This is a genomic window from Propioniciclava sinopodophylli, from assembly GCF_004324755.1.
GTDB lineage: Bacteria > Actinomycetota > Actinomycetes > Propionibacteriales > Propionibacteriaceae > Propioniciclava > Propioniciclava sinopodophylli.
In genome coordinates, this window is the sequence record NZ_SDMQ01000008.1 from 28,731 (window position 1) to 49,086 (window position 20,356).

General features: G+C 70.5%; 18 protein-coding genes. 12 read left to right on the top strand and 6 right to left on the bottom strand.

Going from position 1 to position 20,356, the window contains the following annotated elements; translation table 11 throughout:
- Nucleotides 1–146: 146 nt before the first annotated feature.
- The 4 genes from ET989_RS08840 to ET989_RS08855 all read right to left on the bottom strand — a co-directional run bounded on the left by ET989_RS08840 (nt 147) and on the right by ET989_RS08855 (nt 4,150).
- Nucleotides 147–1,775: a solute symporter family protein gene (locus ET989_RS08840; protein ID WP_131168179.1), complete on the bottom strand. Its 1,629-nt coding sequence runs from the start codon at nt 1,773–1,775 to the stop codon at nt 147–149.
- Nucleotides 1,772–2,122, bottom strand: a complete 351-nt coding sequence (locus ET989_RS08845) for a DUF485 domain-containing protein (protein WP_131168180.1) — start codon at nt 2,120–2,122, stop codon at nt 1,772–1,774. The genes ET989_RS08840 and ET989_RS08845 overlap by 4 nt, the downstream gene beginning before the upstream one ends.
- A 191-nt stretch (nt 2,123–2,313) precedes the next feature.
- A complete protein-coding gene (purU, locus tag ET989_RS08850; protein WP_131168181.1) occupies nt 2,314–3,162 on the bottom strand; it encodes a formyltetrahydrofolate deformylase in 849 nt (282 codons plus the stop codon).
- Between the two features lie 43 nt (nt 3,163–3,205).
- Entirely contained in the window at nt 3,206–4,150 is a 945-nt protein-coding gene (locus tag ET989_RS08855) for a patatin-like phospholipase family protein (RefSeq protein WP_241656284.1), read from the bottom strand.
- An 85-nt stretch (nt 4,151–4,235) separates the two neighbouring features.
- Here ET989_RS08855 and glf point away from each other — a divergent pair, with 85 nt between their 5' ends.
- The 4 genes from glf to ET989_RS08875 are packed head-to-tail and all read left to right on the top strand — an operon-like array spanning nt 4,236 to nt 9,020.
- Complete coding sequence (gene glf, locus ET989_RS08860; protein ID WP_131168182.1) at nt 4,236–5,423, top strand: UDP-galactopyranose mutase; 1,188 nt, start codon at nt 4,236–4,238, stop codon at nt 5,421–5,423.
- Nucleotides 5,420–7,384 carry a glycosyltransferase gene (locus tag ET989_RS08865; protein ID WP_131168183.1) on the top strand — a complete coding sequence of 655 codons (1,965 nt, stop codon included), beginning with the start codon at nt 5,420–5,422 and terminating at the stop codon, nt 7,382–7,384. The genes glf and ET989_RS08865 overlap by 4 nt, the downstream gene beginning before the upstream one ends.
- Entirely contained in the window at nt 7,381–8,253 is an 873-nt protein-coding gene (locus tag ET989_RS08870; protein WP_131168184.1) for an ABC transporter permease, read from the top strand. The genes ET989_RS08865 and ET989_RS08870 overlap by 4 nt, the downstream gene beginning before the upstream one ends.
- Nucleotides 8,253–9,020 (top strand): ABC transporter ATP-binding protein, encoded by a 768-nt coding sequence (locus ET989_RS08875; RefSeq protein ID WP_131168185.1) that lies wholly within the window; start codon nt 8,253–8,255, stop codon nt 9,018–9,020. The genes ET989_RS08870 and ET989_RS08875 overlap by 1 nt, the downstream gene beginning before the upstream one ends.
- 3 nt (nt 9,021–9,023) lie before the next feature.
- Here the strand turns inward: ET989_RS08875 and ET989_RS08880 are convergent, their stop codons facing one another.
- Nucleotides 9,024–9,857, bottom strand: coding sequence for a glycosyltransferase (locus ET989_RS08880; RefSeq protein WP_131168186.1), 834 nt, complete (start codon nt 9,855–9,857; stop codon nt 9,024–9,026).
- Nucleotides 9,850–10,815: a glycosyltransferase gene (locus ET989_RS08885; RefSeq protein WP_131168187.1), complete on the bottom strand. Its 966-nt coding sequence runs from the start codon at nt 10,813–10,815 to the stop codon at nt 9,850–9,852. Before ET989_RS08885 ends, ET989_RS08880 begins: the two co-directional genes overlap by 8 nt.
- 59 nt (nt 10,816–10,874) lie before the next feature.
- Here ET989_RS08885 and ET989_RS08890 point away from each other — a divergent pair, with 59 nt between their 5' ends.
- The 8 genes from ET989_RS08890 (at nt 10,875) to ET989_RS08925 (ending at nt 20,353) form a co-directional block, all read left to right on the top strand.
- Nucleotides 10,875–12,209 (top strand): hemolysin family protein, encoded by a 1,335-nt coding sequence (locus ET989_RS08890; protein WP_131168188.1) that lies wholly within the window; start codon nt 10,875–10,877, stop codon nt 12,207–12,209.
- Nucleotides 12,210–12,251: 42 nt separating this feature from the next.
- Nucleotides 12,252–13,463, top strand: coding sequence for an aminoglycoside phosphotransferase family protein (locus ET989_RS08895; protein ID WP_131168189.1), 1,212 nt, complete (start codon nt 12,252–12,254; stop codon nt 13,461–13,463).
- 148 nt (nt 13,464–13,611) lie between these two features.
- Nucleotides 13,612–14,721, top strand: coding sequence for a BMP family lipoprotein (locus ET989_RS08900; protein ID WP_131168190.1), 1,110 nt, complete (start codon nt 13,612–13,614; stop codon nt 14,719–14,721).
- Between the two features lie 61 nt (nt 14,722–14,782).
- A complete protein-coding gene (locus ET989_RS08905; RefSeq protein ID WP_131168191.1) occupies nt 14,783–16,426 on the top strand; it encodes an ABC transporter ATP-binding protein in 1,644 nt (547 codons plus the stop codon).
- A complete protein-coding gene (locus ET989_RS08910; protein WP_131168192.1) occupies nt 16,423–17,592 on the top strand; it encodes an ABC transporter permease in 1,170 nt (389 codons plus the stop codon). Before ET989_RS08905 ends, ET989_RS08910 begins: the two co-directional genes overlap by 4 nt.
- The gene (locus tag ET989_RS08915; protein ID WP_131168193.1) at nt 17,589–18,881 is read left to right on the top strand and encodes an ABC transporter permease; all 1,293 of its coding nucleotides are present in this window, start codon (nt 17,589–17,591) and stop codon (nt 18,879–18,881) included. The genes ET989_RS08910 and ET989_RS08915 overlap by 4 nt, the downstream gene beginning before the upstream one ends.
- A gap of 6 nt (nt 18,882–18,887) precedes the next feature.
- Complete coding sequence (locus tag ET989_RS08920) at nt 18,888–19,277, top strand: cytidine deaminase (RefSeq protein WP_131168194.1); 390 nt, start codon at nt 18,888–18,890, stop codon at nt 19,275–19,277.
- Nucleotides 19,278–19,294: 17 nt separating this feature from the next.
- Nucleotides 19,295–20,353, top strand: coding sequence for an adenosine deaminase (locus tag ET989_RS08925; protein ID WP_131168195.1), 1,059 nt, complete (start codon nt 19,295–19,297; stop codon nt 20,351–20,353).
- The last annotated feature ends 3 nt before the right edge of the window (nt 20,354–20,356 follow it).

Here is a 20,356-nt window from a genome sequence, read left to right on the forward strand (position 1 = left end):
GGACGCCCGGGCGTGCAACCCGTCACTCAGACTTGCCACACGGGCCGGGGAAAGCGCACTCAGTTGCGTCGCACGAACCTCCGCAACGCCGCAGGGCCGCGACGACCAGGTGGTCGTCGCGGCCCTGCGGGTGCGTGGGAACCCACTCAGTGGGCGATGGCCCCGTCGGCGCCGGCGCCGGTCATGGAGCGGACCTCCATCTCGGCGGCCTTGCCCAGGTCCGGCTTCTCGTTGGAGAGGACCGTGCCGAGCCAGCCCATGAAGAAGGCGAGCGGGACGGACACGATGGCCGGGTTGTCGTACGGGAACCAGGCGAAGCTGGCGCCGGGGAACATCGCGCTCGCCAGCGGCTCGGCGCGCCCGATGGGCGTGGAGACCGCGGGGGAGAAGATGATCAGGCCCAGCGCGCTGATGAGGCCGGAGTAGATCGACCACAGCGAGCCCTGCGTGTTGAACCGCTTCCAGTACAGCGAGTACAGGATGGACGGCAGGTTGGCGGACGCCGCGACGGCGAAGGCCAGCGCCACGAGGAACGCGATGTTCATGCTCTTGGCGAAGATGCCACCGAAGATGGCGAGCGCGCCGATGACGAGCACGGTGTTGCGGGCGACCTTCATCTCGGCGGCGGGGTCGGCCTTGCCGTCCTTCATGACCGAGTTGTAGATGTCGTGGGCGAACGACGCCGACGACGTGATGGTCAGGCCCGCGACCACCGCGAGGATGGTGGCGAAGGCGACGCCGGCGATGACGGCCAGGAAGATCTGGCCACCGAGGCCGCCGCCCGGCAGGAAGAACGCCAGGGCGGGGGCGGCGGCGTTGGCCTTGCCGGGCATGCCGTTGATGGCCTGCTGGCCGCCGGGGACGAGCGCGGCGGCGCCGTAGCCGAGCACCAGGGTGAACAGGTAGAAGGCGCCGATCAGGCCGATCGCCCAGGTCACCGACTTGCGGGCCTCCTTGGCGGTGGGGACCGTGTAGAAGCGCATCAGGACGTGCGGCAGGCCGGCGGTGCCCAGGACGAGGGCGATGGACAGCGAGATGAAGCCCAGGGGGTCCTTGTACTTGTCGCCGGGGGCCAGCATCTGGGGCTTGTCGTTGGCTTCCACCGCGGCGCCCATGACGGCGTCGAGGTTGAAACCGAAGGCGGCCAGCACCCAGACCGTCATGATGCCGGCGCCCGCGATGAGCAGGACGGCCTTGATCATCTGCACCCACGTGGTGCCCTTCATGCCGCCGATGAGCACGTACGCGATCATCAGGATGCCGACGATGACGATGACGATGTTCTGCGCCATGTCGCCGGACAGGCCCAGCAGCAGCGACACGAGGCCACCGGCGCCGGCCATCTGGGCGAGCAGGTAGAAGAAGGAGATCGCCAGGGTCGAGAAGGCAGCCGCGAGGCGCACGGGCTTCTGCTGCATGCGGAAGCTCAGCACGTCGGCCATCGTGTACTTGCCGGTGTTGCGCAGCGGCTCGGCCACGAGCAGGAGGGCCACGAGCCAGGCGACGAGGAATCCGATCGAGTAGAGCAGGCCGTCGTAGCCGTTGAACGCGATGGCGCCCGCGATGCCGAGGAAGGACGCGGCGGACAGGTAGTCGCCCGCGATGGCGAAGCCGTTCTGGGTGCCCGAGAAGGAGGCACCGCCGGTGTAGAAGGAGCCCGCCGCCTTGCTCTGGTTCGCGGTGACGCGGATGACCACGGTCAGGGTCGCGACAACGAACAGGGCGAAGATGACGATGTTGAAGACGGGGTTACCGAGGGTCTCGAGGAGGATCACTTGGCCGCTCCTTCCAGGCGCTCGCGGATGCTGGTCGCGATGGGATCGACCTTGGTGCGGGCGTGGCGGAGGTACAGCCACGTGATGACGAAGGTCGTGACGAACTGCATGAGGCCGAGGAAGTGGCCCAGGTTGAAGTGCGGCATGCCCAGGAAAGGCTGGGACATGAAGGCCTTCGCATACACGGACGCGAGGACGTAGGCGAAGTACCACACGAGAAAGGCGATGGTCATCGGGAAGGCGAAACCGCGGAACGTCTTGCGGAGTCGGTCGAACTCCTCCGAGTTCTGTACCTCGATGAACGCCTCCTCCGAGATCTTCGGCTTGGGCGCGTTGGGGTCAGACATGAAACCTCCGTTGGTCAGATCTGCCGACTGCTGGCAGCCGCACACTAGTGCCCGCTCCACACGGGTCGTCAACACTACTACGGGCTGTCGTAGGCAATCGTTGTCATTCCGTGACTATTCCTCGACGTCAAGTATCTCGGCATCGAAGTATGTGGTTCTTCAACGGACGATGCCGATGCCCGACGCCGCCGTCAACGGAAGATGACGGTCCTGTGCCCGTCCAGGAAGACCCGGTGCTCGGCGTAGAGGCGGACGGCCTCGGCCAACGTCCGGCTCTCCTGTTCCTGCCCCAAAGCTACGAGTTCGGGGACCGTTTTGGTGTGGTCGACACGCGTGACGTTCTGTTCCACGATCGGGCCCTCGTCGAGGTCCTCGGTGACGAAGTGGGCGGTCGCGCCGATGAGCTTCACGCCGCGCTCGTGCGCCTGCCGGTAGGGGTTGGCCCCCTTGAAGCCGGGCAGGAACGAGTGGTGGATGTTGATGGCGCGTCCGGCCAGGGTGCGGCACAGCTCGGGGGAGAGGATCTGCATGTAGCGGGCCAGTACCACCAGCTCGATGTCCTCGGCCTCCACGCGTTCCAGGACGACGCGCTCGAAGTCGGCCTTCGTCTCCGGCAGCACGACGTGGTCGGTGAAGGGCACCCCGTAGAAGGTCGCCAGCGCGCGGAGGTCGGCATGGTTGGCCATGACGCCCGACACCTCGATCGGCAGCAGGCCGGAGCGCTGCCGGAACAGCAGGTCGTTCAGGCAGTGGGCCGCCTTGCTCGCGAGGATGAGGGTGCGGCGCGGGCGTCCGACCTCGTCGAGGTGCCAGCTGGCCTGCAGGTAGGCGGCCAGGGGGCGCACCGACTCCTCGAAGGCCGAGCGCTCGAAGCCCGACTGCACCTGCACCCGCATGAAGAAGCGACCTGTGTCGGAGCTGAACTGCTGCAGCTCGGTGATGTTGCCCTGGGCGGCGGCCACCGCCCCGGTCACGGCGTGCACGATGCCGGGACGGTCGGGGCACTCGAGGGTCAACACCCAGTGGGACGAAGCGGTCACGCCGGCCGACTCTACCCTCCGGGACGAGGCGTGGGCGGGGGTGTTACAGACCGGCGGCGTCGAACACCTGCGCAGCCTTCTCGCGCCCGCGCGCGACCAGCTCGTTGGCCCGGTGGAAGTCGAAGGTGGAGGCGATGTCCTGCGGGAACTCGACCAGCACGTCCGGCGGGCTGGCCGCCATCCGGAAGCGCGTGATCAGCTGCTCGGCGGTCTCCAGCGACAGGGAGACCACGTCGGAGGTGCGCAGACCCTTGGGCAGGGCCTCGAAGTCGAAGTCGCGGGGGTCGCGCTCGTCCACCTCGGTGAACCGCGCCGCCCACCACTGCCGGACGCCGCGCAGGGTGTCCGAGTCCAGCACGCTCCGCAGGCGCTCGGTGAGCTCGCCGAGCATGCCCTCGGTCTCGGCGGCGGCCGTCACCGGGCGGGTGCTGGTCTGTTCGTTCGCACGGCGTCCGGACAGCGACACCGCGACCGTGCGATCCGCCGGCGCACCCAGCAGGGCGTCGACGGGCACGGGGTTGAGCAGGCTGCCGTCGGCGAGCAGGCGTCCGCCCACCACCACGGGCGTGAACACGCTCGGGATGCCGATGGAGGCGCGCATCGCGGTGACGACCGAGCCGCGCTGGAACCACACCTCGCGGCTGTGCGTCAGGTCCGTGGCCACGGCGGTGAAGGGGATCGGCAGCTCCTCGATGCGTGCACCGTCGAGGATGGCGGCCACCCGCTCCATGACCCGCTGCCCCCAGAAGACGCCCGGCCCGGTGAAGGCCGGGTCGAGCAGGCGCAGCACGTCGGTCTGGCGCAGGGTGCCCACCCAGTCGGTGTAGTCCTGCAGCCGACCGGCCGCCTCCAGGCCGCCGATCACCGCGCCCATCGAGGTGCCCGAGATCGCCACCACCTCGTGGCCCCGCGCGTGCAACTCGTCGAGGACGCCGATGTGGGTATAACCGCGTGCTCCGCCGGAGCCGAGGGCGAGTGCGATCCGCATGCCGCCAGCGTACTTGCAGGCTCGTGCCAGTACAGTGAGGCGGGTTGGACGCCATCGACTCGACCAGGAAGTGGGCGCAGGAGAAGTGACAGCAGATCTCGTCGTCGTCGGATCCGGGCTCTTCGGGCTCACCATCGCCGAACGGGCCGCGAACGACCTGGGGCTCAAGGTGGCGATCATCGACCGCCGCCACCACATCGGCGGCAACGCCTACTCCGAGGCCGAGGAGCAGACCGGCATCGAGGTGCACCGCTACGGCGCCCACCTGTTCCACACCAGCAACGAGCGCGTCTGGAACTACGTCAACCGGTTCACGACCTTCACCGACTACCAGCACAAGGTCTACACGCGCCACAAGGGCGAGGTGTACCCGATGCCGGTGAACCTGGGCACGATCAACCAGTTCTTCCGGGCCGCCTACAGCCCCGCCGAGGCGCGTGCGCTGATCGCCGAGCAGGCCGCCGAGCTGGGCGACAAGGTGCCCGAAAACTTCGTCGAGAAGGGCATCAGCCTGATCGGGCGCCCGCTGTACGAGGCGTTCATCATGCACTACACCGCGAAGCAGTGGCAGACGGACCCCGAGCAGCTCGAGGCGTCCATCATCAGCCGCCTGCCGGTGCGCTACACGTACAACAACCGCTACTTCAACGACACCTGGGAGGGCCTGCCCACCGACGGCTACACCGCGTGGCTGGAGCGGATGGCCGACCACCCCAACATCGAGGTGCGGCTCGAGACGGACTTCTTCGACGCCGGCCAGGAGATCAACCGCGACAACGTGCGCGGCAACGTCCCGATCGTCTACACCGGCCCGGTCGACCGCTACTTCGACTACGCCGAGGGCGAGCTCAGCTGGCGCACGGTCGACCTGGAGGAGGAGGTGCTCCCGATCGAGGACTTCCAGGGCACCTCGGTCATGAACTACCCCGACCCCGACGTGCCGTTCACGCGCATCCACGAGTTCCGGCACTTCCACCCCGAGCGCGACTACACCAAGGACGCGACCGTCATCATGCGCGAGTACAGCCGCTTCGCCGGCCGCGACGACGAGCCGTACTACCCGATCAACACCGACGCCGACCGCGCGGGCCTGCTGCGCTACCGCGACCGCGCCAACGCCGAGCCGGGCGTCCTGTTCGGCGGACGCCTGGGCACCTACAAGTACCTCGACATGCACATGGCCATCGGGTCGGCGCTGTCGATGTTCGACAACAGGATCAAGCCGCACTTCACCGAGGGCGCGCCCCTGGAGAGCGGTGGAGTGGACGCATGACCGACCTCGAGGTCCTCTGGCGGGTCGCCTTCCCGACGCCGGACCGCCTGGACACCGCCCCCCTCTACGTCGACACCCGTCGCGCCCGGACCAACCCGTCGCAGGTGCCGGGCCGCGAGGCCGAGGCCGAGGCGCCCGTGGACATCCTCGACGCCGCGGTGACCCACAACGACTGGTTCACGTCCCGGCGCTCCCTCACCCTGCCCGCCGGCCACCAGGTGTCCCTGGCGGCCTACTTCAACGCGTTCCCCGCCGCCTACTGGCGGCACTGGACGACGGTGCGCGAGGTCACCCTGCGCCTCGACGTCGAGGGGCACGGCATGGTCGCCGTACAGCGCTCCACGGCCAGCGGGGCCGTGCAGCGCGTGGAGACGGTCGCCGTGGACGGCGGACGGCGCACGGTCGAGGTACCGATCTCGATCCAGCGGTTCGCCGACGGCGGCTGGCTGTGGTTCGACCTGCTCAGCGGCGCGGGCGACCTCGTCCTCCACCAGGCCGACTGGATGGCGCCGGCGCTCGACCGCGAGGCCGGCCGCGCCACCCTCGAGATCACCACCATGAACAAGCCGTCCTACTGCTCGGCGAACCTGGCCAAGCTGGCGGAGCACACCGAGCTGCTGGAGCGGCTGGACGAGGTGCTCGTCGTCGACCAGGGCGACCAACTCGTCGAGGACGACCCGGGCTTCGCGGCCGCCGCCGAGGCACTGGGCGGTAAGCTGCGCGTCATCCGCCAGTCGAACCTCGGCGGCTCGGGCGGGTTCGCGCGCGGCATGTCCGAGGCCGTCCAGAACGGCTCCACGTGGGTCCTGCTGATGGACGACGACATCCGGCTGGAACCCGAGAGCCTCGTCCGCCTGATGACGTTCAGCGACCGCTGCGCGCGGCCGACGCTGGTCGGCGCGCACATGTTCGACCTGAACGACCCCACCGTCCTCCACGCCTACGGCGAGGCCATCGACCGGTTCCGCTGGCACTACGCGGCCGCTCCGGGCGTCGAGCGCGGCGAGGTGGACTTCCGGGTCGAGTCGCTGCGCAACACCCGCTCTTTGCACCGGCGCATCGACGTCGACTACAACGGCTGGTGGATGGACCTGATCCCCACCTCCGTCATCCGCGAGATCGGCCTCAGCCTGCCCATCTTCATCAAGTGGGACGACGCCGAGTACGGGATCCGCGCCCAGAAGGCCGGCTACGCCACGGTGACGCTGCCCGGCGCCGCGGTGTGGCACGAGTCGTGGCTGGAGAAGGAGGACCTGATCGGCTGGCAGGGCTACTTCCACGCCCGCAACCGCCTGATCACCGGCCTGCTGCACTCCGAGGCCCCCAAGGGCGGGCGCCTGCTGCTGGAGAGCTTCAACCTCAATGTCAAGCACCTGCTGGCGATGGAGTACTACACCGAGGCGATTCGGTCCCTGGGCTTCGAGGACGTCCTGGCGGGCCCCGAGCACCTGTTCGGGCTGCTGGACCGCCGTATCAAGGACGTCCGCGCGATGGCCGCGGACTACACCGACGCCCAGCTCAAGCCCGAGGCGTCCGACTTCCCGGACCCGCGGCCGCGCGACATCCCGAACTTCACCAGGCTGCCGGAGCACCCGCGCACCAGGGACCTGCTGCCCGTCGCCGCGCGCATGGGCATCAAGCGGTTCCTCGACCGGGAACGGCCCGAGAACGCGGCCAGCCCGCAGCAACACCTGCCGCACACGCGCAAGCAATGGTGGCGCCTGGCCGGCTACGACTCGGTGCTCGCCTCGAGCGCGGACGGCCTGGGCGTGCGCTGGTACCAGCGGCGTCCGGACGTCTACCGCGCCGAGATGGCGCGCACGGTCCGGCTGGTGACGAGCCTGGTCCGCGAGTGGGACGACCTGCGGCGCCGTTATCGCGCCGCGCAGCCCGACCTGGTGTCGCTGGACGCCTGGGCGAAGGTGTTCGACGAGCACACGGTGGGTGAGACCCGGCCATGACCCCGCCTGAGGTGGCGACCGGGCTGGTGGCACCCGGTCGCGGTCGCGGGCTGCTGGACGTCCATCGCAACCGGTACCTGCTGAGCCTGATCACCCGCAAGGAGATCCAGGTTCGCTACCGCGGGTCGGTGCTCGGCATCCTGTGGAGCTACATCAAGCCAGCGATGCAGTTCGCGGTGTTCTTCGTGGCGATGGGCCTGTTCCTGGGCCTCAACCGGGGCCTCGAGAACTACGCCGTTTACCTGTTCAGCGGCATCATCCTCATGAACCTGTTCAACGAGTCGTTCCGCAACGCCGCCAGGTCGGTCGTCGAGAACTACAACCTGATCAAGAAGATCTACCTGCCGCGCGAGCTGTTCCCGGTCTCCAGCCTCTGGGTCGCGCTGGCGCACTTCTTCCCCCAGGTCGTGGTGCTGGTCGTGGCGTGCCTGTTCTTCGGCTGGGTGCCCGGCCTCGCCCAGGTCGGGGCCGTCCTGCTCGGCACGGCCATCGTCGCCGTGTTCTCCCTCGGCATCGGGCTGCTGTTCGCCACCGCCAACGTCTTCTTCCGCGACGCGGAGAACATCGTCGAGCTGCTGGTCATGATCACGACGTGGGCCTCGCCGGTGCTCTACACGTGGACGATGGTGCGCGATGCCATGGCGCCGTGGATGTTCGCCCTCTACATGCTCAACCCGCTCACCGTGGCGACCGAGCTGTTCCACTTCGGCTTTTGGCAGCCGACCCTCGACGCGTCCAGCACCTGGGCGCTGCCGGACGCCTTCTTCTCCCTCTGGGTGCCCGTGGCCATCGGGGTGTCCCTGCTGTTCCTGTTCCTCGGCGACCTGGCCTTCCGGCGCCACGAGGGCACGTTCGCCCAGGAGCTCTGATGACCGACCGCACGCCGCCCGGCCAAGAAGTCGTCCTGCGCCTCGACCACGTCACCAAGGAGTTCGTGCTGCGGCACACCCGCTCCCTGAAGGAGGCGCTGGTCTGGCTCGTCAAGGGCCGCAAGGGCGACCTGAGCGCCAAGTTCAAGGCGTTGGAGGACCTCAGCCTCACCGTCCACGACGGCGAGTCGGTGGCCCTGCTGGGCCTCAACGGGTCGGGCAAGTCGACCACGCTCAAGATCATCTCCGGGGTCATGCGCCCCGACACCGGCACGATCGGCGTCCGGGGTCGCGTGGCGGGCCTGATCGAGGTCGGCGCTGGCTTCCACCTCGACCTGCCCGGCCGAGACAACGTGTACCTGAACGCGGCGATCCTCGGCATGACCAAGGAGGAGATCGACGCGAAGTTCGACGACATCGTGGCCTTCTCCGAGATCGGCGACTTCATCGACACCGAGGTGAAGTTCTACTCCTCCGGCATGTACCTGCGCCTGGCCTTCGCCGTGGCCGTGCACACCGACCCGGACGTCTTCCTCGTCGACGAGATCCTCGCCGTGGGGGACGAGCCGTTCCAGCGCAAGTGCATCGCCCGCATCCAGGAGCTGGTCTCCCGCGGGAAGACGCTGGTGGTGGTCAGCCACGACCTCGAACTCGTCCAGCAGATCTGCGAGCGGGGCGTCGTGATGGAGAAGGGCCGGATGGTCTTCGACGGCACCTGCGCCGAGGCCGTCGGCTTCCTGCGCGAGCGCAACCGCGGCGCCGCGTGAGGCTCAGGCGTCGCGCCAGCGCGTGAACGCCGCGTAGGCCGGACGCCGCAGGGCGGGCGGCACGAAGCGCCACACCCCCCGGACCACCAGGTTGCGGGCGAACTGCGCCGGCGTGGTGAACCCCAGCCGCAGCATGCGGCCCTGCAGCACCAGCTCGGAGCGGAACAGCTCCCAACCGCCGCGCCGACGGTACGCGCCGGCGCCCACGCGGTAGAGCACCAGCGGCTCGGCCGCGTTCGTCACGCGGGCGCCGGCGTGCAGCATGCGGACGAACAGCCAGTAGTCCTCCAGGCGGGCCAGGTGCTGGTAGCCGCCGGCCGCCGCCACCGCGCTGCGGCGGTAGACCACGGACGGGTGGTTGAAGGGGTCGGCCAGGCGGGCGAGCCGGGCGATCTCCTCGGGATCGGCGGGCCAGGCCCGCTGCAGCCCGGGCTGGGCCTCGTCGGCCTCGAACTCCACGACGGCCGAGGACAGCAGGTCGACGTCGGCCATGAGGGGTACCTGCCGTGCGAAGCGCTGGGGGAGGGAGACGTCGTCGGCGTCCGCACGGGCGACGACCTCGTGGCGGCAGGCGGCGAGCCCGGCCTGCAGGGCCCCGGCCAGCCCGAGGTTGGTGGGCAGCGCGACGACCCGCACCGGGACGCCGGCGGTGAGCTCGCCCGCCTCGGTGCGGCGCAGGACGGCGGCGATGGGGGCGGGCACCGGCCCGTCCACCACGACGACGAGCTCGTCGGGCCGTAGCTCCTGGTCGCGGGTCACCGACGTGATCGCGCGCTCGAAGAAGCCGGCGTCGTCGCCGCGGTAGACCGGCAGCAGGACACTGAAGGGCTCAGGCACGACCGGCACCCCGCTCGACCTGGGCGACGTCGGCGGCCACCGGGGTACCCGCCAGAACCGCGACGGTCGGACGCGGTGCGTGCAACCCCTCGGCGAGCCCGCGGCGTCCGTGTCCGGCCAGCGCCCGCCGGTCGGCGGAGCGGCCGAGCATCCTCGCCCAGCGCAGGGCCGTCGACCCGGCGTAGAGGGCGCGGTCGGCCGGGCCCAGGGCGTCCGAACGCGTGAAGACCCACAGCTTGTTGCGGACCTCGTTGGTGAAGCGGGGGCCGGGGTCGGCGTCCGAGCTGCCGAAGACCTTGGTGAGGTGGTACACCCGGGACGCCGGCACGTACAGGCCGACCCCGTCACGCAGCAGGCGCGCGGTGTACTCGAAGTCGTCGTTCCACAGGAAGTAGTCGGCCTCGGGCAGGCCGTGGCGGCGGATCGCGTCCGCGTCGATGAGGATCGACACGAAGGACGCCGACCGGATCGGGTAGCCGCCCGCCAGTTCCGCGGCCCCGCGGGTGGTGCGGTCGGCGCCGGGTCGGGGACGCGGCCGGTTCATCGGGTGCTCGCGCCCGTCGCTCCAGTCGGCGCGGGAGGCGGCGACCGTGACGCGGCCCGGGTAGCGGACGCGGGCGGCCAGCAAAGCGGCGAGCGCCCCGGGGGTCGGCACGGTGTCGTCGTCCATCACCCACACCAGCTCGGCCCCGTGCCGGACGACGGCCCGCGCGATGCCGGCGGCGAACCCGCCCGCGCCGCCCGTGTTCTCGGGCAGCGTGACGACCTCGGTCACGACCGGGTGGGACGCCGCCAGCTCGGCAGAGTCGTCGGTGGAGGCGTTGTCGATGACGACGACGCCGTCGGCAGGCCGCTCCTGGGCGGCCAGACCGGCCAGCGTCTGGGCCAGCAGGTCGCGCCGGTTCCAGGCCACCACGACGGCCACCACGCGCTGGTCCAACGAGGCGTCGACTCCCATGGCGGCCACCCTATCCGCTCGCGTCCGGCGCCGACGGCGTGCCCCGGTACGCTGTGCGGGTGAGTCCGACCCTGTCGAACGTGCTGCTGATCTTCCTGTTCATCCTCATCGGCGGTGTGTTCGCCGCCGCCGAGATGGCGCTGGTGTCCCTGCGCGACAGCCAGGTGCGGGGGCTGGCGTCCAAGGGCAAGCGCGGCGCCACGGTGGCGCGGCTGGCGGCCGACCCCAACATCTTCCTCTCCGCGGTGCAGATCGGCGTCACCATGTCCGGCTTCCTGGCCGCCTCGTTCGGCGGCGCGACGCTCGCCGAGGACCTGGCCCCGGTGCTGGTCGGCTGGGGCCTGCCCGAGCCCGCGGCCCGCACGCTCGCCCTTGTGCTGGTGACGGTGGCCATCTCCTATTTCTCGATCGTGCTGGGCGAGCTCACGGCCAAGCGCCTGGCCATGCAACGCGCCGAGACATTCGCGCTGACGCTCGGGCCGCTGGTCAACGTGATCGCGACCATCACCCGGCCGGTGATCTGGTTCCTGGGCTTCTCGACCAACATTGCCGTCCGCCTGTTGGGCGGCGACCCCAAGGCCTCGCGCGAGGAGGTCACCGACGAGGAGCTCCGCGCCATGGTCTCCAGCTCGGCCACCCTCGGCGACGAAGAGCGCCAGATCGTGGACGAGGTGTTCGCCGCCGGCCAGGTGACGCTGCGCGAGGCGATGGTGCCGCGCACCGAGGTCGACTTCCTCGACGGGGACATGCCCGCACACAAGGCCATCCGCCTGATCGCCGACGGCGCCCACTCCCGCTACCCGGTCGTGGGCCGCGACGTGGACGATGTGCTCGGCTTCCTGCACATGCGCGACCTGTTCGACCTCGACCCGGCCGAGCGCCAGGCCCCGGTCAGCCAGCTCGTCCGCCCCATCAACGCCCTCCCCGGCACCGTCCGCATCCTGCACGCCCTGTCGGTCATGCAGGCGGCCGGCGACCACATGGTCATCGTCCGCGACGAGTACGGCGGCACCGCCGGCATCGTCACCATCGAGGACCTCGTGGAAGAGCTCATCGGTGACATCACCGACGAGTTCGACCTGGAGGGCCCCGACGGCGCCACCGGCGGCGCCGACGAGCTGGACGGCCTGACCACGCTGGAACAGTTCGCCGAGCGGTTCGACCTCGTGCTGCCCGAGGGCCCCTACGACACCGTCGCCGGCTACGTGATGGCCGAGCTCGGCAGCCTGCCGCAGCTGGGCGATGCGGTCGCCCGCGCGCTGCCGCCGGCGGGGGAGGGCGCCGACACCCCGCAGGAGGTGGAGTTCACCGTCACCGAGCTCGACGGGCGCCGCGCCTCCCGCCTGCGCCTGGCCCGGCTCGGCGCCGGTGCGACGGGCGAGCCGATCCAGTAACCTGCCCGAGCGAGACGGGTGCGTCCACCGGGAGGGAAGGGCATGCCAGCTGACGACGGCGCGGCCCTGCTCACCTCCGAGGGAGTGGGCGGGTTGCTCGAGGCCGCCGTCACGCACGCCGGCGGCACTCTGGTGGCCTGGACGCTGGACCACATCGACGCCAACCCCAGCCAGTCCACGACCGCGACCTACTCGGCGATCGTCGACTGGCCCTATGGCCGGCGCGACGAGCTGCTCGGCGTGAGCGCCCGGGCGCACGGGCTGTCCGGCTCCGACAGCCGCGCCGAGATCTTCGCCGACGGCGACCGGGAGGTCGCGGTGTGGCTCTACCCGTTCGACCCCGACCTGCCCGGCCTCGCCCGCGCCGCGTACCCGACGTCGATGGCGGCCGTCCTCAACGCCTACCGTGCGGTCGCCGAGCCGATCACGCCCGAGCAGCTCGACCTCGAGATGGTCACCTACCGCCCCCGCCGCCGGGCCGTGCTGCGGGCGTCGGTCCACGGCGGAGACACGTTCTTCGTGAAGGTTCTGCGGGAGAGGCTGTTCGCCGACGTGTCCCAGCGCCACAAGCTGCTCTTGGACGCCGGCGTCCCGGCCCCGCGCATCGCCGCCGGCACCGCCGACTTCCTCCTCGTCCTCGGCCAGCTGCCCGGGCGGCCGCTGGCCCGCGCGGTGTTCGACCCGGTGGCGCCCTGCACCGCCGAGGGGCTGATCGAGGTGCTGGACGCCATGCCCGCCGCGGTGGCCGACCTGGAGCGCCGTCCGCCCTGGGCCGACTCGGTCGAGCACTACGCGCGCATGGTGGGGGCCGCGCTGCCCGAGGAACAGGAACGCCTCGACCGGCTGGCCCGCGCCGTGCGCGACGGCCTGGCGGGCCTGCCGCCCGGGGAGGAGCCGACGCACGGCGACTTCCACGAGGGGCAGCTGCACGTCGCGGACGGGCGCATCGTCGGCATCCTCGACGTCGACACCATCGGCCCCGGACGCCGCGCCGACGACCTGGCCTGCCTCATCGCGCACCTCTCGACGATCCAGCGGATGAACGCCGAGCAGGAGGCCCGCGTGCACACGCTGCTGCGCGACTGGGTGCCGGTCTTCGACGAGCGGGTCGACCCGGTCGAGTTGCGCCTGCGAGCCGCCGCCGTGATCATCTCGCTGGCCACCGGCCCGTACCGCGGCCAGGAGCCCCACTGGGAGCGGGAGACCGTCCAGATGCTCGACTCCGCCGAGGCGCTGGTGCGCCAGGTCAGCTGAACCGGAGAAGTTAACCACATAACAAAGCGGTATCAACCCTCCGGCGGCACCTACGCGGAGCGGTGACGCCGGGTGTCGCCGAGTACGCTGCCCCTCAGCCCGGGTACACCAAACCGGCTTCGACCCTCACGTGCCTAGGAGGCATCCAGTGAAGAAGTCCATCGTCATCTCCGGCTTGGCCGCAGCCCTGCTGCTGGCCGGCTGCGCCACGCCGCCCCCCGCCAGCACCGCCGCCCCGTCGGCCACCGCCGGTGGCGCTACCACCGCTGCCGCGCCCGCGTCCGATTTCACCGCCTGCATGGTGTCCGACGCCGGCGGCTTCGACGACAAGTCGTTCAACCAGACCTCCTACAAGGGCCTGACGGACGCCGTCGCCCAGCTGGGTGTCAAGCAGAACGAGGCCCAGTCCAAGACGACCTCGGACTTCGCCACCAACATCGACCAGATGGTCAACGCCGGCTGCAACATCGTCGTGACCGTCGGCTTCATGCTGGGGGACGCGACCCTGGCCGCCGCCAAGGCCAACCCCGACGTCGACTTCGCGATCGTCGACTTCGCCTACTCCGACGAGTCCGGCGCCAACACCGCGCCCGAGAACCTGCGCGGCCTGGTGTTCAACACGGGCGAGCCCGCCTTCATGGCCGGCTACACCGCGGCCTCCCTGTCGCAGACCGGCAAGGTCGGCACCTTCGGTGGCGCCAAGATCCCGAGCGTGACCGCGTTCATGGAGGGCTACGCCCAGGGCGTGAAGTACCACAACGAGAAGAAGGGCACCAACGTCGAAGTGCTCGGCTGGAACTCCGAGTCCCAGGACGGCCAGTTCATCCCCGGCGCGAGCCCCTTCGAGGACCTCGCCGGTGGCAAGCGCGTCGCCGACACCCTGGTCGCTCAGGGCGCCGACGTGATCCTGCCCGTCGCCGGCCCCGCCGGTGAGGGTGGTCTGCAGGCCGCCCAGGCTTCCGGGGGCAAGGTCATCGGCATGTGGGTCGACACCGACGGCTACGTGAGCATGCCGACCTATAAGTCGATCATCGCCACGTCGGTCGGCAAGGCCATGGACGTCGCCGTGTTCGAGGCCATCAAGGCATCGAAGGAGGGCACCTTCAACAACGAGGTGTACGTCGGCACCCTCGAGAACGAGGGCGCCTACCTGGCCCCGTTCCACGACTTCGACTCGAAGGTCTCGGCCGAGACGAAGGCCGAACTCGAGCAGATCAAGGCCGACATCATCGCCGGGACCATCACGATCGAGGCGTGACCCGCACCACCTGATCCGCGAGGGGAGGCCGATACGGCCTCCCCTCGCGCTTCCCCTCCTCATTCCCCGACCCTCATGGAAGGATTCCGGCGTGACCAACGACACGTCCGGCCTGCGGCTTCGCGGCATCACGAAACGGTTCGGCACCTTCACCGCCAACGACGCGGTCGACCTGGACGTCGTGCCCGGCGAGATCCACTGCCTCCTGGGCGAGAACGGCGCCGGCAAGTCCACCCTGATGAACGTCCTGTACGGGCTGTACCAGCCCGACGGCGGCCAGATCCTGATCGAGGGCGTCCCCCAGAAGTTCACCAACCCGAAGCAGGCCATGGCGGCTGGCATCGGCATGGTGCACCAGCACTTCATGCTGGTGGAGCCGTTCACCGTCGCCGAGAACATGATGCTCGGCAACGAGGGCGGCTTCGTCCTCGACAAGAACGCCGCCCGCGCCAAGGTGCGCGAGCTGGCCGAGCGCTACAAGATGCCGGTCGAGCCGGACGCCGTGATCGAGGAGCTGCCGGTCGGCGTCCAGCAGCGCGTCGAGATCCTCAAGGCGCTGGCCAACGACGCCAAGTACCTCATCTTCGATGAGCCCACCGCCGTCCTCACGCCGCAGGAGATCGACGAGCTGATGGCCGTCATGCAGGTCCTGCGCGACGAGGGCAAGGCCATCGTCTTCATCACCCACAAGCTGCGCGAGGTCCGCGCGATCGCCGACCGCATCACCGTCATGCGCCGCGGCAAGATCGTCGGCCACGCCGAGCCCGGCACGTCCGAGGCGGACCTCGCCGAGCTCATGGTCGGCCGTGCCGTCGACCTGCGCATCGCGAAGTCGGCGCCAGCCGCGCAGGACGTCCGCCTTCAGGTCCGCGACCTGAAGGTCGCCAACGCCGCAGGCGGCATCGTCGTCGACGGCGTGAGCTTCGACGTGCGTGGGGGAGAGATCCTCTGCGTCGCCGGCGTCCAGGGCAACGGCCAGTCCGAACTGGCGGACGCGCTCATCGGCAACATCCCGCCCCTGTCGGGCACCCTGACCCTCGACGGGGTCGACATCACCCGTGCGCGTCCGGCGGCCACCATCGGTGCGGGCATGGGCTTCGTGCCCGAGGACCGGGAGGACGACGGGTTCGTCGGCACCTTCTCCGTCGCGGAGAACCTCGTGCTCAACCGCGTCACCCAGGCCCCGTTCAGCAGGGGCGTCGCGCTCGACCTGGGCGCCATCGCCGCCAACGCCGAGAAGCTCAAGGACGAGTTCGACATCCGCACCCAAGCGGTCTCGAGCCCGATCTCGTCGCTGTCGGGCGGCAACAAGCAGAAGGTCATCCTGGCCCGCGAGCTCTCCCGCGACCTGTCGCTGCTGGTGGCCAGCCAGCCGACCCGCGGCGTGGACGTGGGCGCCATCGAGTTCCTGCACCGCCGCATCGTCGAGGAGCGGGACAAGGGCACCGCCGTCCTGCTGGTCTCGACCGAGCTGGACGAGGTCGAGGCGCTCGCCGACCGCGTGCTGGTGATGTACCGCGGCAAGGTGGTCGGCGTCGTCGGCCCCGACACCCCCCGCGACGTCATGGGCCTGATGATGGCCGGCGCGAGCCACGAGGAGGCCGTCCGTGCGGCCGCGGAACAGCCCACCCCGCTGGTGGAGCAGGTGCACGAGGCCGCGGTGCACCACACCGAGGCGTCCGAGGGCCAAGAGGGGAACCGATGACCGAACTCACGACTCCGGCGACCAAGCGACGCGCCACGTTCCAGTGGCGCGGCATCGCCATCACCGTGGCGGCCTTCGTGCTGGCGCTGCTCGTCGGCGCGATCTTGATGATCGTCAGCGACCCCGAGGTCGCCGGGCAGTTCGCCTACCTGTTCACCGCCCCGGCGCTCCCGCTGGGGGCCGCATGGGCCAAGGTCTCCTCTGCCTACGCCGCGCTCGCGGTGGGGGCGCTCGGCTCCCCGGCCGCGCTCGCCGCCACGACCCGTGAGGCCGCCCCGCTGATCTGTGCGGGCCTTGGCGTGGGCCTAGGCTTCCGCGCCGGCCTGTTCAACATCGGTGCGCAGGGCCAGGCGATCGTCGGAGCGATCCTCGCCGCGTGGGTGGGCTTCGCCCTGCAGCTGCCACCGGTCCTGCACGTGATCGTCGCCCTGCTCGCCGGCCTCCTCGGCGGCGCGTTGTGGGGTGGCATCGTCGGCTACCTCAAAGCCAAGACCGGCGCCCACGAGGTCATCGTGACCATCATGTTCAACTACATCGCGGTGGGCATCCTCGCGTGGCTTCTCACCACGCCGGCCTTCCTGCGGCCGGGCCGCCAGGACCCGATCTCGCCCGAGGTGCACCCCACCTCCACGTTCCCCGGCATCTTCGGCCAGCTCCACGTGGGCTTCCTCGTGGCCCTGCTCGCGGCGTTCGGCACGTGGTGGCTCATCGAGCGCTCCACCATCGGCTTCACGATCCGTGCGGTGGGCGCCAACCCGAACGCCGCCGGGACCGCCGGCATGGACGTGGCCAGGACGACCATCATCACCATGGCCATCGCGGGCATGCTCGCCGGCCTGGCTGGCGTCCAGGTCGCGATCGGGCCCGCCGCCAACGGCGTCCCGACCCCGCTGAGCCAGGGCATCGTGGGCTCGGTCGGCTTCGACGCGATCACGGTTGCGCTGCTCGGCCGTTCGCGTCCCCTCGGCATCGTGTTCGCGGGTCTCCTCTTCGGCGGCCTGCACGCCGGCGGCCTGTCGATGCAGAGCATCGCCGGTACCCCGCTCACCCTGTCGATGGTGCTGCAGGCCCTCATCGTGCTGTTCGTCGCCGCGCCCGGCCTCGTCCGCACGCTCGTCCCGTTCCTGCGCGAGCGTCGCGCCGTTGTCGCCGGAGGTCAGGCATGAGCACCGCCACCATCGCTCTCCGTGACGAGGTCATCCGCCTCGACCAGACCGAGTCGCGTGAGGCCCGGCGCGCGCGCCTGTCCTCGGGCGGCCTCATGGCCGGCATCGGCCTGGTCCTGCTGGTGCTCGCCTTCCGCACCAAGGGTGAGGCCAGGTACGCGCTGTCGGGGTATTTTGACGCCGTCCAGCTGCCGACGTTCAGCCTGCCGGGCCTGCCCACCGTCCTCGTGTGCGGCCTCATCACCCTGGCCGTGGGTGCCGGGTTCCTCGGCGGACGCCTCAACCCGCGCCTGCGGGCGGGCGCGGCGACGCTGGCCGGCATCGCCGTGATGCTCGGCCTGGTCACCTGGGCGGCCTCCGGTGTCGGCCTGCCGTTCCAGATCAGCAACCAGCTCGCCGGCACCATCGCGCTGGCGACCCCGCTCGTGTTGGGCACCCTGGGCGGCGTCCTGTGCGAGAACTCCGGCGTGGTCAACGTCGCCATCGAGGGTCAGTTCCTCGTCGCGGCGTTCACCGCGGCCACGGTCGGGTCGGTGACGAAGTCGATCCCGATGGCGCTGGTCGCGGCGGTCATCGCCGGCGTCCTCATGGCGGCGATGCTCGCGGTGTTCGCGATCCGCTACATCGTCGACCAGGTCGTTCTGGGCGTCGTGCTGAACCTGTTCGCCTCAGGCCTGACCGGCTTCATCTTCGACCAGCTGGTCCAGCCGAACTCGAGCCAGCTCAACAGCGCCCCGATCATGCAGGCGATCCCGATCCCGCTGCTGTCGTCGATCCCGCTGCTCGGGCCCGTCCTGTTCAACCAGACGATCCTGGTCTACCTGGCGATCCTGTCCGTCTTCCTTGTGGCGTTCCTGCTGTACCGCACCCGGTGGGGCCTGCGCGTCCGCTCGGTGGGCGAGCACCCCGAGGCGGCCGACACGGTCGGCATCTCCGTGCGTGCGGTCCGCTGGCAGGCGGTGCTTCTGGGCGGCGTGTTCGCCGGCCTGGGCGGCGCGTTCTTCACGATCGGGTCCACCGGCGCCTTCAACAAGGACATCACGGTCGGCAACGGCTTCATCGCCCTCGCGGCGCTGATCATGGGCCGCTGGCACCCCGTGCGCGCCGCGCTGATGGCTGTGTTCTTCGGCTTCGTGACGCAGCTGGCCACCCAGCTGCAGAGCCTGTCCACGCCGATGCCCAGCCAGTTCCTGCTGATGCTGCCCTACATCGCGACCGTGATCGCGGTGGCCGGGCTCATCGGGCGCTCGCGCGGCCCGGCCGCCGACGGCGTGCCCTACACCAAGTAGGCCGGCGTGGACATCGACTTCGACGCCCTGCGCCGCGAGGCCCGGGCTGCCTGCGCGCAGGCGTACGCCCCCTACTCGGGGTACCCGGTGGGTGCGGCCGCCCTGGTCTCGGACGGCCGGGTCGTGTCGGGCTGCAACGTGGAGAACGCCGGCTACGGCGTCACGCTCTGTGCCGAGTGCGGGCTGGTCTCCGACCTCGTCCGGGGCGGGGGTGGACGCCTGGTGGCGTTCACCTGCTGCAACGGCAAGGGCGAGGTCATCATGCCGTGCGGCCGTTGCCGCCAGCTGTTGTGGGAGCACGGCGGCGCGCCGATGCTGATCGAGACGCCGCAGGGCATCCTCACCCTCGACGAAGTACTGCCCCAGGCCTTCGGGCCCGAGGCGCTCGGCCGCTGACCACCCGGGAGGGAACGATGGCACCCAAGACCGATCTGGTCGGCTTGCCCAAGGTCGTCCTGCACGACCACCTCGACGGCGGCCTGCGCGCCGCGACGGTGGCGGAGCTGGCCGCCGAGGCCGGACACGCCCTACCCGCCGGGGCGCCCGGGCTGGCTGAGTGGTTCTTCGACGCCGCGGATTCCGGCTCGCTGGTGCGCTACCTGACGACCTTCGAGCACACCGTCGCCGTGATGCAGACGCGCGAGCAGTTGCGCCGCGTGGCGCGCGAGTGGGTCGAGGACCTGGCTGCCGACGGCGTCGTCTACGGTGAGGCCCGCTGGGCGCCCGAGCAGCACACGCGCCTCGGACTTTCGCTCGCCGACGCGGTGGAGGCGGTGGGGGCCGGCCTGGCCGACGGCATGGCCGCGGCCACGGCGTCCGGCCGGCCCATGGTGGCCCGCCAGCTGGTGACCTCCCTGCGGCACACCCTGCCCAACCCGGAGGTTGTCGAGCTGGCCGTTGCGCGGGAGCATCTCGTCGCCGGGTTCGATCTCGCCGGCCCCGAGGACGGCTTCGGGCCCGAGCTGCACGCAGCGTCCTTCGCCCGGCTGCGGGAGACCTACACCCCCTTCACCGTGCACGCGGGCGAGGCCGCCGGGGTGGCCTCGGTGGCGGGCGCGGTGCAGCTGGGGGCGCTGCGGTTGGGCCATGGTGTCCGCATCGCCGAAGACATCACGCTCGACGCCTCCGGTTACCGGCTGGGGCCGGTCGCCCGCTGGGTGCTGGACCGGCGCATCCCGTTGGAGGTCAGCCCGACCTCGAACCTGCAGACGGGCATCTGCGCGACGGTGGGGGAGCACCCCTTCGGCCTGTTGGAGCGCCTCGGGTTCGTGGTGACGGTGAACTGCGACAACAGGCTGATGAGCCGCACCAGCCCGAGCCACGAGATGGGCCTGCTGGGCGACGCCTTCGGCTACACCACCGACGACCTGCGGCGGTTCACGGTGGACGCCGCGCGCGCGGCCTTCCTGCCCCACGAGGAGAGAGAGCGCCTCGTCGCCGATGTCATCGAGGCGGGCTACGCCGCGGCCTGAGGC